The sequence below is a fragment of the Aquimarina sp. MAR_2010_214 genome (genome assembly GCF_002846555.1).
In the GTDB taxonomy this organism is placed as follows: Bacteria; Bacteroidota; Bacteroidia; order Flavobacteriales; family Flavobacteriaceae; genus Aquimarina.
This window is the reverse complement of the sequence record NZ_PJMS01000001.1, coordinates 2,501,012-2,516,091: the sequence shown is the minus strand read 5'-3', so window position 1 is coordinate 2,516,091 and position 15,080 is coordinate 2,501,012. Positions and strand designations below refer to the sequence as shown.

10 protein-coding genes are annotated in these 15,080 nt (G+C 31.6%); 9 read left to right on the top strand and 1 reads right to left on the bottom strand.

All coding sequences use genetic code 11. The annotated features are described in order from the left end of the window. Nucleotides 1-10 precede the first annotated feature (10 nt). Nucleotides 11-2,281, bottom strand: coding sequence for a GH92 family glycosyl hydrolase (locus ATE84_RS10720; RefSeq protein WP_101447950.1), 2,271 nt, complete (start codon nt 2,279-2,281; stop codon nt 11-13). 140 nt (nt 2,282-2,421) lie between these two features. Here ATE84_RS10720 and ATE84_RS10715 point away from each other — a divergent pair, with 140 nt between their 5' ends. The 9 genes from ATE84_RS10715 (at nt 2,422) to ATE84_RS10670 (ending at nt 15,017) form a co-directional block, all read left to right on the top strand. Then, nucleotides 2,422-3,501 (top strand): sensor histidine kinase, encoded by a 1,080-nt coding sequence (locus ATE84_RS10715; protein WP_101447949.1) that lies wholly within the window; start codon nt 2,422-2,424, stop codon nt 3,499-3,501. Continuing rightward, on the top strand, nt 3,501-4,208 hold the full coding sequence (locus ATE84_RS10710) for a LytTR family DNA-binding domain-containing protein (RefSeq protein ID WP_101447948.1): 708 nt from the start codon (nt 3,501-3,503) through the stop codon (nt 4,206-4,208). Before ATE84_RS10715 ends, ATE84_RS10710 begins: the two co-directional genes overlap by 1 nt. A 931-nt stretch (nt 4,209-5,139) precedes the next feature. After that, nucleotides 5,140-5,835 carry an ABC transporter ATP-binding protein gene (locus ATE84_RS10700; RefSeq protein WP_101447946.1) on the top strand — a complete coding sequence of 232 codons (696 nt, stop codon included), beginning with the start codon at nt 5,140-5,142 and terminating at the stop codon, nt 5,833-5,835. A 7-nt stretch (nt 5,836-5,842) separates the two neighbouring features. Beyond that, nucleotides 5,843-8,344 carry a TonB-dependent receptor gene (locus ATE84_RS10695; protein WP_101447945.1) on the top strand — a complete coding sequence of 834 codons (2,502 nt, stop codon included), beginning with the start codon at nt 5,843-5,845 and terminating at the stop codon, nt 8,342-8,344. Nucleotides 8,345-8,407: 63 nt separating this feature from the next. Further along, entirely contained in the window at nt 8,408-9,853 is a 1,446-nt protein-coding gene (locus ATE84_RS10690) for a DUF3526 domain-containing protein (RefSeq protein WP_101447944.1), read from the top strand. Beyond that, on the top strand, nt 9,850-11,190 hold the full coding sequence (locus tag ATE84_RS10685) for a DUF3526 domain-containing protein (protein WP_101447943.1): 1,341 nt from the start codon (nt 9,850-9,852) through the stop codon (nt 11,188-11,190). Before ATE84_RS10690 ends, ATE84_RS10685 begins: the two co-directional genes overlap by 4 nt. Nucleotides 11,191-11,371: 181 nt before the next feature. Next, on the top strand, nt 11,372-12,472 hold the full coding sequence (locus ATE84_RS10680; protein WP_101447942.1) for an AraC family transcriptional regulator: 1,101 nt from the start codon (nt 11,372-11,374) through the stop codon (nt 12,470-12,472). Nucleotides 12,473-12,595: 123 nt separating this feature from the next. Continuing rightward, entirely contained in the window at nt 12,596-14,143 is a 1,548-nt protein-coding gene (locus ATE84_RS10675; protein WP_101447941.1) for an alpha/beta fold hydrolase, read from the top strand. Between the two features lie 298 nt (nt 14,144-14,441). After that, the gene (locus ATE84_RS10670) at nt 14,442-15,017 is read left to right on the top strand and encodes a Crp/Fnr family transcriptional regulator (protein WP_101447940.1); all 576 of its coding nucleotides are present in this window, start codon (nt 14,442-14,444) and stop codon (nt 15,015-15,017) included. Nucleotides 15,018-15,080: the final 63 nt, after the last annotated feature.

Sequence of the window (15,080 nt, the reverse complement as noted above, 5' to 3'; positions counted from 1 at the left end):
TTAGAGTTGGTTATTTCTGTATACCCCAGTTTTTGTTAGGAGATTCTCCCATTACAAAGTGCAATGTTCCTCCTTCTATTATTTCCTGATGAGTAATATATGATCGATCAAATTCTTTTCCGTTTAGAGTTGCAGATTGGATATATATGTTTTTATCTGAAACGTTCTCAGCTTCTATACTAAAACTAAGGTTATCTGATAATTCTAAAGTGGCTTTTTCAAAAATTGGGCTTCCGATTTGGTATTCTCCTGATGCAGGATTCATAGGGTAAATCCCCAAAGAACTGAATATATACCAAGCCGACATTTGCCCACAATCTTCATTACCGCTTAATCCATTGGGGGTTGTATTATATTGTGTTTTTAATATTTGGCTTACCCAATATTGTGTTTTCCAGGGTGTATTAGCTTTATTAAACATATAAGCAATATGATGACTGGGTTCATTACCATGCGCGTATTGTCCTATAAGGCCAGTAATATCAACAGAAACATTATCTCCTGTAATTTCAGAATCTTCAGTAAATAGCTGTTCGAGCTTTGTGACAAAGGTAGTTTCGTTACCAAACAATTCTATTAAACCTTCAACATCCTGAGGCACAAACCAGCTATGTTGCCATGCGTTTCCTTCTGTATAATCAGCATGCACTCTATGAGCAGAAAATTTGGGATCAAATGGCTCATGCCATTTTTTGCCATCCTCAGATTTTCCTCTCATAAATCCGGTCTTGGCATCAAAGAGGTACATATATGCTTCGGATCGTTTTAAGAAATACTCATAATCCTCTTCTTTCCCCAGAGTTTTAGCTACTTGTGCAACACACCAATCATTATAGGCATATTCTAATGTAATCGTAACCGATTCATCTAGCAAGTTATAAGGGATATAACCATATTTCTTATAATGTTCTAACCCTCTTTCATCTTGCATCATAGTAGTTTTCATCGCTTCATATGCTTTTTCGATATCAAAGCCTTTAATGCCTTTTAGATATGCTTCGGCAATCACTGAAACAGAGTGATACCCAGTCATCGTATTAGTTTCATTAGCATATAAAGTCCATACAGGTAAAATATTTTTGTTTTCATAATATGCTAACATAGAATTTACGATATCAGAAACTCTATCTGGTTCTAAGAGTATGAGTAATGGATGTTCTGCTCTAAAGGTATCCCATAGCGAGAGTGTAGAATACGCAGTATAATTCTTTGCAAAAACAACACTATCATTTTCTTTTCTAAACGAACCATCCCGATCACTATAAGTAACTGGTGCTACTTGAGCATGATATAATGCAGTATAAAAAATGGTTTTTAAGGAATCATTTTTAGTGCCTATATGTATTTTTGATAATACATTTTGCCATGATGAATCAGCACTTTCTACAATACTATCAAATTCAAATTTATTTTTATATGCAGAAATATTGTTTTTTGCATTTTCAACACTTACTGAAGAGATCCCTACTTTAACCTGCAACTGATTGTTGTTTCTTTCATTAAAAAACAATTGTGCAGACGACTTTACACCTTTAATAGCATTGTTATTTTCAACTTTTTTGGTATCTGTGTATAAATCATAGTTATTGATAGCTTTAGAGAATTTCATCACAAAAAACACTTTTTGATTTTTTGCCCATCCAGTGCTATTTCTATACCCAGAAACTGTAAATTTATCTTCGATGTGTATTTGTGACTCTAGTGTTTTATCCCAATTAATAGCATATCCTAAATCTAATATCACAGATTGTGTGTCTCCTTCTTTATATTCATACCGATGAAAAGCTGTTCTAACAGTAGAGGTTAATTCGGCATTAATATCAAAATCTTCTAAAAACACACTGTAATATCCAGGTGTCGCTTTTTCTTTATCATGAGAATACTTAGATTTAAAAGGAATTTCATCTCTTGTTTTGAAAGGAGTAGATAAATCCACTGTTTTATTAATAGGCATTAATCTTATATCATTAAGATCTCCTATTCCGGTACCACTAAGGTGTAGGTGGCTAAAACCTATTGTTAGAGAATCTGAATAATGATATCCTGAGCACCAATCCCATTCTGAAATACCATTGTCCGGACTTACTTGTAACATCCCAAAAGGAACTGTTGCTCCGGGGTAAGTATGACCATGGCCTCCTGTACCGATAAATGGGTTTACAAACTCTACTAAATTACTGTCTTCTATTTCTATACTACTCTCATTTTTATGCTCTTTCTTACATGAAAAAGTAATCAATATTGCTATTACTAATAATTTAATATTGCGAAGTATTTTCATCTATTTACATTTATTTTTTTATCATTGTTCTATAAAGAAGAGTAAGTAATGACATAAATATTTACAAAACATATGGTTAAAAGAATAATTTTAGATCAATAACAAAGCAACTCAGTTAAACGTCATAAAATTTGGGGAATATGCTGCAAAAAATTAAAACGGCACTTAATATAACATCTGGTAATAACTATACTATAACAGTAAAACATCATGTTATATTCTGGCTCGTATATTTTCTATTTACCACTTTTAAATGGGGTAGTTATTTTAACGATTATGTCTATTCTTTAAAAACTACTATTCTAGGTTTTATTATACATATGTCTTTAAGTTATTTCAACATATATTACTTAATGCCAAAATTCGTAGACAAACGTAAATACCTAATATACATATTTTTACTATTTACATCTCTTTTCACCATGGTTTTGGCTAAATTTTACTTTACATATTTCTTAGTTAATCATAATGTTTGGCCAGAAGGGCCTGAAGTAACCAATGAATTGACCTTAAATTACACTATAGAAATGATGTTGGGTGAACTCTATGTTGTCTCTTTTGTTTCTGTTATTAAAGTAACCCTGGACAGGCTTAGAGAGCATAAAAAATTAATTGATGTCGAAAAATTACAATTAGAAACAGAATTACGCTTTCTTAGAGCTCAAATGTCTCCTCATTTCTTTTTTAATACTTTAAATAACATATACTCTCTTTCTGTAGAAAAATCAGATAAAACTCCAAAAACCATATTGAAGTTATCTGAATTAATGCGATACCTACTGCATGAAACCAATCAAAAAAGACAATGTCTTAGTAAAGAAATTATGTGTCTTCAAAATTATCTGGATTTAGAAAGAATTCGATATGGAGATTCTTTAAAAATACATGTAAATATTTCTGGAGAAATCGAAGGAAAAAAAATTGCTCCGATGCTACTTCTATCATTTATAGAAAATGCTTTTAAACATGGTGCTAATAAAAATGTTGGAGAAATAGAAATTGACATCTCTTTTACTATAGTAGATGATTTTCTGCATTTTAAGATTGCCAATCCAATTCCTTCTAAAAATAATAAAAACAAAATTGATTCCTTTTCTGGTGGTATTGGAATAGGAAACGTAAAAAAAAGACTTGAATTAGGTTATAAACCTGATGAATATAATCTGACCATTAGTAAAAGTGACAATCAGTATATTGTTGAATTAAAAATTAAAGTATAATGGATTTAAAATGTGTTATAATAGATGATGAACCATTGGCTATTAATGTTATAAAAAATTATGTTGATCAGACAAAAGGGTTGACTTTTTTAGCTTCATTCAACGATGCAACCGAGAGTATTGATTATTTAAGAAGTAATGAAATAGATCTCCTTTTTTTAGATATTAATATGCCTCTTCTAGATGGATTGAATCTATTAAAAAGTATGCATCAAAAACCACTTACCATAATTACTACTGCCCATGAGGAATTTGCAGTAGAAAGTTATGAATTAGAAGTAGTAGATTATTTGGTAAAACCAATCTCTTTTCATAGGTTTATTATGGGTGTAAATAAAGCTTTCAAAATAAAAGAGTATCAGCAAAAAGATAATTTTACTACCCCTAATAAACGAGCTTATATCTTTTTAAAGATTGATAAAAAGAAGCTGCAAAAAATATATCTAGACGTAATACTATCGATCGAAAGTTTAGGAGATTATATTAAAGTGAATACATTATCTAATAATTATATTGCTCATCAAACTTTAAGTAATTTTACAGATGATTTGCCTTCTGATAAGTTTATTAGAATCCACAGGTCTTATACCATATCAATTGACAAAATAGAATCTATTGAAGGGAATAGTATAGAAATTGCAAATAACAGATATCCAATTGGACGAAGTTATTTAAATGAAGTAAGAAGTGTTATTTTTAAGGTGTAAAAACTATTTATTGCTGAAAAGATAAGGTTTTCTAAGGTGTACTATATATTAAAACACTATCTGGAGAAAGGTATAACCACATCACCTCAAAAATTCACAAAACACTGTTTTTCAATAAATTACAGGTGAATTCTTGTTTTCACTCCTACATACTGGTTATAATCATACAAATAATTTAGATTTCCTTAACATTCTGTCTACATATTATTTGGTACGTTTGTTTCTTATGAAAATTAGGGATTTAAAAAATTATATTACCTATATTTTTATTGTCATTTTCCTTTCTCTGAAAGTGGCAGGTTTGCATGTACTCACTCATGAAGATGATGGTATAGAGCATTGCAAAATTTGCGATCTCGTCTCTATAACTAATTTTACTCCTGTTACAACCAATGACACTACCCAAAATTATGTAAGCAATACCTTTGAATTTTATACTCAAAAAAATGTAATAGATCACTACAACTTCGTTTATAGTAGTGATACAAATATTACTAGACTATTTTCTAGACCTCCTCCCTATTTAGCATAGTTGTTCTGCTCTATTTTTCATTTTTAACAATTAAATTCTTTCTTTTTAAGTGATTTAACTTACACGATTTTTATACTTGTGTATTTTCTTAAATCAATGAGATAATACTATTTCTAAGTGCTTATCCTCATTACTTTTAAAAGATAATTCAGTTTATGTCTTTATAAACTATGGTTTTCTTCTGTTACTCATGTTTTTAGGGTCTAAACTTAACGACTTCCAATTTTAAGTATTCTAATTAGACTGTAACCTCATATAATCTCACGATTATAAATATTTTGATATAGGAATAGTTATTCTCCTATTTAAAATCTCAGTTCAATTACTATCACTTAAGACTATATACCTCTATTTATTAATATGGTCTCTTTTTAGAGATACAATAATACTATAAACACAATGCTCAGAGCAATAAATCTTTCAAAAAACTACAATGGAAAAAAAGCATTAAACAATGTTTCTTTTCAAGTAGAACAAGGTTCTATATTCTGTCTCCTTGGTCAAAACGGAGCTGGAAAGACCACAACGATCAACTTATTTCTTGGTTTTATAAAACCCGATAGCGGGCAAATCTTAATCGATAATGAAGAAATAGAATCCAATGCTACTTCTATAAAGAAAAAAACAGCTTATATCCCAGAAACTGTCCAACTGTACGGAAACTTATCAGGAATAGAAAACTTAGATTTTTTCAGTCGTTTGGCTGGGTATAAATATTCTCAAGAAAAATTACGAGAATTCTTGGCTAAAGCTGGACTACAAGAAGAAGCATATCTCCAACGTCTATCTACTTATTCTAAAGGAATGCGTCAAAAGGTAGGTATTGCAATTGCAGTTGCAAAAAATGCTGATGTTATTTTTATGGATGAACCAACATCAGGTCTTGATCCCAAAGCAACAGCCGAATTCACTACAACTTGCAAAGAACTTATTAAAGAAGGTAAAACCATATTTATGGCGACTCATGATATATTCAACGCAGTACATGTAGGTACCACTATCGGAATCATGAAAGAAGGCTCCTTGGTTCAACAGATTAAAACAGATGGTATAGACGCCAACCAGTTAAAAGAATTGTATTTAGAAACTATATAATATCCCCATGAAAAAAGAAGTTTTATTTATTTTATTTGCTCTTATTTGTCAACAAGGTTTTTCCCAAATCAATATTAAAGGTAAAATTATTGACACCAAACAAAACAGTATACTTGGTGCTACTGTTTCTTTTCATAGTGAAGAAAAAAAAGAAGGAACTATTTCTAATGAAAATGGAGAATTCAACTTTGTTTTGCAAGAAACAGGAACTTATGAGGTTACGATAAGTTATGTTGGTTTTGATTCTGTTACCGAGGTATATGATTTTTCAGAAAACAAGAGTTATGATCTTGGTACAATAACTCTAAAAGAAGATGTACTACAACTTCAAACAGTAGAAGTAGTAGGGCGTACAAAACGAGATTACAATAGTGACTATTCGTTCTCTGCTACCAAAGTAGCCATTGCGAACAAAGAATTACCGCAGGCTATTGCTTCTGTAACAAAGGAACTGATTGCTGATAGGCAAGCCTTTCACTTAGCAGATGCTGTGAAAGTAGTTAGTGGTGTTAGTCCATCTAGTTTTTATAATCAGTACAATATAAGAGGTATAAGCCAAAACGAAGAAGGGCAGATCATTAATGGTATGCGTACTCGGCAGTTTTATTTCTTACAACCACTTACCTCGAACATAGAAAGAGTAGAAGTGATAAAAGGGCCTGCCAGTGCAACTTTTGCCAGTGTTGATCCCGGTGGAAGTATTAATATGGTTACTAAAAAACCTTTATCGGTAGATAGAAAAGAAGTGAGTTTAAGTGTGGGTAGTTTTAGTACTATGAGAGGAACTTTGGATTTTACAGGACCGCTTAACGAATCAAAGACTTTACTATATCGTATCAATGGGGCATATCAATCGGCACAATCTTACCGTGATTTGGTAGGTAATAAATCTATCTTAATATCACCATCATTTAGTTATATTCCCAACGAAAAAACCGCCATCAATGCAGAGTTCATCTTCAATAACATGAACGGTAATTTAGATCGAGGTCAACCTATTTTTGGTGCTGTAGCAGGACAAACAAACCTTAACAGTACTCCTATAAGTCTCAATTTAGGGGCTTCCAGTGATTTTTTCAAATCAAAAGAAGTAATTATTATGGGAAATATTTCTCATAAGTTCAGTCCTAATATTACTTTTAACACCTCTTATATGAAACAAACCTGGACCGAAGATTTACAGGAGCATCGTACTACAAATGCATTTGCTGTAGATATTGCAAACGAGCCTATTCCCAGTTTAGTCTCCATGCGATTTGTACAACGAAAGCAGTTTTGGAGCATTGATAATGTAAACAGCTATTTCAATTTTGATTTCAAAACGGGGTCGATAGATCACAAATTATTGGTTGGGTATGATTTGCACTACTGGAAAAAACTTAAAGGAGGCGGTCAAAACTCAGCAAGAGGTTATTTATTAAATGATGGTAGTGTCACCAGATCTTATGATCCAGCAAATGCATCAGATTATCAAACCATTACTATTGGGGGGCGTACATTGCCCAAACCCAATGTTAATCATTTTGATTTAGCAAACCCATCATACACGATACAAAATATTCAAGATTATACGATTAACTCACGTATTGCAGTTCCTTCTGCATTAACCATGAGTAATGCTGTCTATATTCAGGAACAGTTGAAATGGAACAAGTTCTCTTTATTATTGAGTTTAAGAAATGAGTGGTTTGAGGACATAACTAATTATAAAGCAAACAATGAATCTTCTTTCACAAATCAAAAACTCCTTCCTAGAATCGGTATAACCTATGCTGTAAATAATAATATTAACGTATATGGAACTTATTTAGAAGGTTTCCAACCTCAATCTAACACTGTTACCTTACTACCAAGTACAGGTCAGTTTTTTTGGGCTGATCAATCAGCTTCACGATTCAAGCCTCTAATTTCCGATTTAAAAGAAATAGGGGTGAAAGCTGATTTGTTTAATAAAAAGATAACAATGAACATGGCTTTCTACGAAATTAATCAGAAAAACATTCTAATGAGTGCCAATGACCCTTCGCAACCTGATTTGTTGGTACAACGTGGAGCCGATCGTAGTAGAGGATTTGAATGGGATATGGCAGGCTACTTACTACCCAATTGGCAAATAAACGCTTCGTACAGTTATATCGATGCCGTTATCGTAACTGATGCTAATGCTACTTTGAACGGTGCCAGAAAAGAGAACGTACCAAAACATAGTGCAAATCTGTGGACACGTTACAATTTCGACAATGGGTCTATATTAAGAGATTTGGGTATTGGGTTTGGCGTACAACATCAAGGAAGTAAAGTCCCTTGGTTTACACGTGATTTTGAAGTACCAGCCTCTACCATTTTTGATGCAGCACTGTATTATACTCCTACTAAAAGTAATCTACAGGTAGCGGTAAATGTGGGTAATTTATTTGATACAACATATTGGTTGGGTGCACAAACATACACGCGTTTGTTTCCTGGAGCTCCTAGAAATATAACGCTTACAACAACTTATAAGTTTTAGGGATTATTAAAAACATAAATGTTGGCAAAGCCATGGCTTTGCCAACATTGAAAAAACAATAAAATGATGAATTCTGAAATACTAGTAGCAAAGCTTTTTTGGAAAGCGGCTTTTAAAAACAAAGGTGTATTTCTGCTTACATTCTTTATCGGATTATTAATGGTGTATGCTGCATATTCGGGAAGGAAAAATTTTAAAACCCAGAACGAAATACGAGCAAAATACCAGTCCGAAGCTAGAAAAGATTGGGTAGACAACCCGAATAAACATCCGCACAGAATGGCACATTACGGGCATTTTGCCTTTAGACCCAAAGCTCCTTTGAGTGTTTTTGATTTTGGGATGGAATCTTTTTTGGGAAATACAATTTTTTTGGAAGCCCATAAACAAAATACCGTAAATTTTTCGGAAGCCAGCTTCTCCACAGGGATGTTACGTTTTGGGGAAATCAGTATTGCTATGATTTTGCAAGTTTTACTACCCTTATTGATATTTTTTTTAGGATTTGGAGCTATTGCCACCGAAAGGCAAAATGGTACTTTAAAGATGTTACTTATTCAAGGCCTGAAATGGCGAACTTTGATTTTAGGTAAATCTATGGGGATCATTGCAGTAATAATGACTCTTTTCATACCTATCGTTCTTACAACAATTTTTCTTTGCACAGGGTTTCAAGATATGAACACTTCTACAGACGAACTTCTTAGATTGTTCTTTATCATTGTTTTCTACTTTATATATCTAGTGATTTTCTGTGTAATTGCAGTATTGATTTCTGCCATAAGTAAAACTTCCAAAACATCATTGGTTTCCTTGATTGGTATATGGCTTATGTTCATTATTATCATACCCAGAATTTCACAAGCCTTGGGAGCAAGCATTTATTCGATTCCCAGTAAGGCCAAATTTGAATCAGCCATAGGTGAAGCCATTGCAAAAGTTGGTGATAGTCACAACCCTGATGACCCTCATTATAAAGCATTAAAAGATTCATTATTGGCTGTTTACAATGTAGATTCTGTAAAACAATTACCTTTTAACTATAGTGGATATCAAATGAAAGAAGGTGAAAAAATTAGCACTAATATTTACAACCAACATTATAGTCAATTGCTCGATATCTATTATAAACAAAACGTTTTTTCTAGAGTCATATCTTTTCTAAATCCTTTTATGGCGGTGAAAAACCTATCAATGGCGCTTTCGAGTACTGATTTTTCCTCTTTCTTAAATTTTCAAAAACAAGCGGAAAACTATCGATATGATTTGGCACAAGAGATGAATAATCTTCAAATAAAGCATATTAGCAACGAAGCAAAAGGCTCTTCTGATAAAAACCATATTCTTGACAAAAAACACTGGGAGGAAGTAGAGGAATTCAAATACAAACCTACGAGCATTTCACTGGTCTTTAAAAGTGAATGGATGTCTTTCGCTGCTTTTTTGTTTTGGATAGGTCTTTTAGTTTTCCTCATTCATAAATTTTCTAAAACTCTCAAAGCAATATGACACATTTAGCATTTTATAATTTGATACGCTCCAATAGTGTGAAAATAGGGTTATTGTTTCTTTTTCTAACGGGTGTTATTAGCCTTTTTATAGGAAAACAATTTATTCAAAAACAGAAACAGAATATTGCAGATACGGCCATTTATCAAGAAGAACATATTACTCAAAATGTAAAATTTCATAAGGACGACATGGGGCTTTTGTTGTATTACCTAAAATTTTCATTGGTAAATGAAGTTCCAGCAATTAGTGGTTTGTCTATTGGGCAACGTGATGTAAACTCTTCAATAAAAAGTGTTACAATTCGAGGACTGGAAGGGCAAAAACATGATACTGACCTTAATAATCCCTATAATTCATTACTTGGTAGTCTTGATTTTAGTTTTGTATTAATTTTCTTGTTTCCTCTCTTAATCATCGCTTTTACCTACAACATTATTTCGGAGGAAAAAGAATCTGGTACGTGGAGCATGGTAGCAGTGCAAAGTAAATCTCTCTTTAAACATATTCTCAAACTCTTTTTGATTAGGATAGCCCTTATTTTGGCAGTTTTGCTACTCATCCTTTTTCTAGCAATACCAATTTTAGGCATCCCTATAAATGTTGATTTTTGGGCAATTATAGCAACCTCTGTTAGTTACTTATTGGTCTGGTCTGGAATCTGTTTTTGGGTGGTTTCATTGCAAAGAAGTAGTAATTTCAGTGCTGTGGTCTTGCTTGCTGTCTGGATTTTGCTCATCATTATCCTACCAGCTGCGGCAAACAATTATCTGGTCAATAAATACCCAGTTCCTGAAGCATTGGAAACAACCTTGAAACAACGAAAAGGCTATCACGAGAAATGGGATATGCCAAAAGAAGCTACTATGGACAAGTTTTTTGCTCACTATCCGCAGTATAAAAAATACCCGGTTCCCAAGGATAAATTTAGCTGGCTCTGGTATTATGGAATGCAACAAATGAGTGATGACGAATCTCTAGAATCCAGTAAAACAATGAAGGAAAAAATAAAACTAAGAGAAAAAGTAAGTCAGGCAATATCTCTAGTAATACCAACGATGCATGCTCAATTGACTTTTAATCAAATTGCGCAATCCGACTTAAATAACCATATACTCTTTTTAGATCATCTGGATAAATATCATGAAGAATTAAGACTATATTTCTATCCTAAAATATTCGAAAATTATCCAGTTAAAAATGAGAATTGGAAGGAATTTAAACCAAAGTATGCATCTATTACGCATACCGTTAATTGGACCAATTCTATACTTCCATTAATATTAATTACAGTAATCATTTCATTAATTAGCTTTTTTAATTTGAGAAGGATCTAACATAAGCATAGAGATGCAGCATTTAAAATGTACTTCTATCTTTTTACATACCAGTATCTCTTCAAACATAAAGTTCAATCACAAATGTGGTTGAACTTTTTTATTTGTTTGCCTTTTATCAAAAAAACGAAAGCAAGAAAACTTAGTTTCTGTATTTTTGATTTTGTATTAGTGATAAAAAATGATATACATAGCAGGTATTAGTATTGCTTTATTTATTTCTGCATTACTTCTTAATAAAAAGAGTAAATCAAAATCAGACATGATTCTTTTGGGATGGATGATCCTGATCGCTGTTCATCTATATCTTTTTCACATTAATCTCACCGAGTATATTTTTCAATTCCCTCACTTATTAGGGTTACACTTTCCCCTTCCTCTATTTCATGGTATATTTTTATATTATTATGTATCTGCTGTTACCAATCAATTTCCAAAAAAGAGTTGGAGCATCTTATTACATTTAACTCCAATTATTTTGTCTTATCTCTATTTGGTTCCTTTTTTTCTTCTTTCGGGAGCACAAAAAATAGAAGTGTTTAAAAATGAAGGCAAGGGGTATGAGATGTTTATGAACATAGGTATATTTCTAATTTATATATCGGGTATTATCTATGTATTATGGTCGAGTATTTTATTAAAAAGGCATAAAAAAAATATCTTGGTGCAATTTTCTAATATTGAAGAAATTGATCTAAAATGGTTGCGATTTTTGATATATGGTTTAGGTATCATATGGAGCATCCTGATTTTTACGAATAATGATATTTATATCTTTATGGGAGTCTCTGTTTTCGTTATTTTAATTGGCTTTTTTGGAATACAACAAAAAGATATTTTTAGTAACCGGGATTCAGTGTTAAAAAGAAATCAAAAAAAGGGATTAAAAAAGGAAAATCGAAAAACAAAATATATAAAATCTGGTCTTACCGATACATTAGCCGAAGAGACTTATAAAAATCTAATGTTATTAATGACCGAAGAAGGGTATTATAAAGAAAATAACCTTTCATTAAATGACCTAGCTTCTAGACTGAACATACATCCCAATTATTTATCTGAGATAATTAATAAAAAAGAAGAAAGGAGCTTTTATGATTTTATTAATGATTTTCGTGTAGAAGAGTTCAAAAGGCTTATTAATATTCAAGAAAATCAACAATTCACATTATTAGCTTTAGCCTATGATTGTGGATTTAATTCTAAATCATCATTCAACCGATATTTTAAAAAACATACCGGAAAAACACCTTCAGAATATCTCAAATCGATTGTGAAATAACTCTAATACATATCTTCCCTAAAGTATCTTAAAAAATCAGGTGTCAGATTACAAGTTGAAGCGTGATACTGTTTCGACATCTATATGTTTGCCTTAAAAATTCAATTAAGCAAACTTTTGTAAATGAAAACTTATAACATTATTCCAACGATCATCATTACGTTATTAAGTAGTATTCTGATTTCTTCTTGTGCTCCAAAAATTCCGGTTTTTGGTAAAAACAAAGCTTTGAAAGAAGGTGATATTACAATAAGGCAAGGGACATTTAAAAACAAGAATACTAAAAAACACCCCAAGAAAATTAAGGCAGATTACTTTTCATTAGCCGTCAAAGAAAATCGAAACAACCCAAATAGTCGTATCATTACCATACCTGTCGTTAAATTACATTCTATAAGTAATAGTCCGAAAGAGCCCGTTTTCTTATTAGCAGGAGGCCCTGGAGCTTCAAACATATGGAAAAATCCCAGATTATGGTTACTTGACAATCATGACATAATTATGGTTGGATATCGCGGGGTCGAAGGCTCTGTACAACTTGATTCTGAAGCATTTGAAAAAACACTGATAAATCACTCAAATGTATTTTCTACTGAACATCTAAAAAAATTAGGCAATGTTTTAAAGAATGAACTAAAACAGTATAAAAAAAAGGGAATTGATATTAATGGTTATAATATGATCGAAGTTATAGATGATATTGAGCTTGCCAAAAACAGACTAGGTTATGACAAAATAAATCTATTTGGCGCTAGTTATGGAACACGTTTGGCATATATATATGGGTTAAGATATCCTAATAGTATTCATAGAAGTGTAATTGGAGGTATAAACCCTCCAGGGCATTTTGCCTGGGATCCAGATGAAGTAGATAATGTTCTTAATAAATATGGAGAATTGTGGAAAACAAAAGCTTCGAATCTTAAAAGATCACCCGACATAATTAAAACCATCCAAAATGTATTTTCTAAATTACCTGTACAATGGAAAAAAATCCATATCGATCCGGGAAAAGTACGGGTAACTATGTTTAGTATGCTATATACAACAGTAGGAACAGCACAAATATTTGATGCTTTTATTGCTGCAGAGAAAGGAGATTTTAGCGGATTAGCATTTTTGGTTATGATGTATGACCTTCTTCCTGATGTAAAAAAAATCTATTGGGGGGAATTTCTTACAAAATCCATCACAGCCGATTATCAATTAGAAAAAAATTATACTGCTGCAATGGATTCTAAAAGCAATCTACTTGGTGCTCCCCTATCAAAACTATTTGAAATAATCAATCATTCTGAATGGGATGTACAAATGATTCCTAAACAATATAGAACATTCAAAACTTCATATGTAACTACTTTACTAGTCAATGGAAATTTGGATGTAAGTTCTCCCATAGAAAATGCAAAAGAATTAATTGACTATTTACCTAACGGACATTTGGTGGTTATTACAGATAGTGGGCATCATGATTTTTATAAAAAACAAGAAGAAGTCGTAAACACTATGATTAAGAAATTCTATTTAACAGGAAAGGTAAATGACGAAAGAATTAAACACATTTCTGCAGATCTAGGAAAACCAAAACAAAGTCTACAGAAATTAGGAAAATCATTGTATACTTTAAAAAAATTAGGTCTGTTAAAAATAGTTGTGAAATTATTTATGTAATACTAATAATTTCTTGCCTTTTGTCAAGAAGAATGAATTCAAAACAAAATAAGTTTGAAATTGGTTCTAATCAAAGATTAATAATAAAATTATATCTATCAATAAAATGAACAAGGAATGAATAATTTATTTTGTACAATTTATTACACAAAAAGGATACAAATCGTGTTTATAGGTATTGATATTCTTCCTATATTTTATTCATATAAGTGTTGATACAAGAAATGGAGTAACTTTATGGAGTTTGTTGAAGGAAATTTAAATTGAAAACAATTATAATCATAAATGATTTTATAGCATGAACAGTTTAGTAGCATTCATACAACAGATTATTCCTATTAACGAAGCAAGCGCTACAGATATAGCAAAATCTTTTGAATACAAAGAATTAAAAAAAGGAGAATTCATTGTTCAAGAAGGTAAAATTAGTGATGATTACTACTTCTTTGAAAAAGGTTTGTTGCGAACGTATTTATATGATATCGAAGGTAACGAAGTTACTACTGATTTTTATACTTCAAATTCTATTGTTTTTGAGGTTACCTCTTTCTTTCAAAGAGTACCTTCACAAGTAAATATACAGGCAATTACTGATTGTCAAGGGTATCGATTTTCATATAAACAACTGAATACTCTGTTTCATAATAAACCAGCATTTAGAGATTTTGGAAGAGCTATTCTGGTTAAAGAATTTATCGCCTCAAAAAAAAGGACAATTTCAATGATCAACCAAACAGCAGAACAAAGATATAAGGCTCTTTTGCAGTCAAATTCAGAAATTATCATGAATGCTCCCTTAAAACATATTGCATCTTATCTGGGAATAACAGATAGTACGTTAAGTCGTATTAGAAAAGATTTTGCTAAGAAATAAGTATTTTAAAACGAGAATTTTCTAAGCTTATTAACTTACATTACAGCATCAATCCAAAAATTG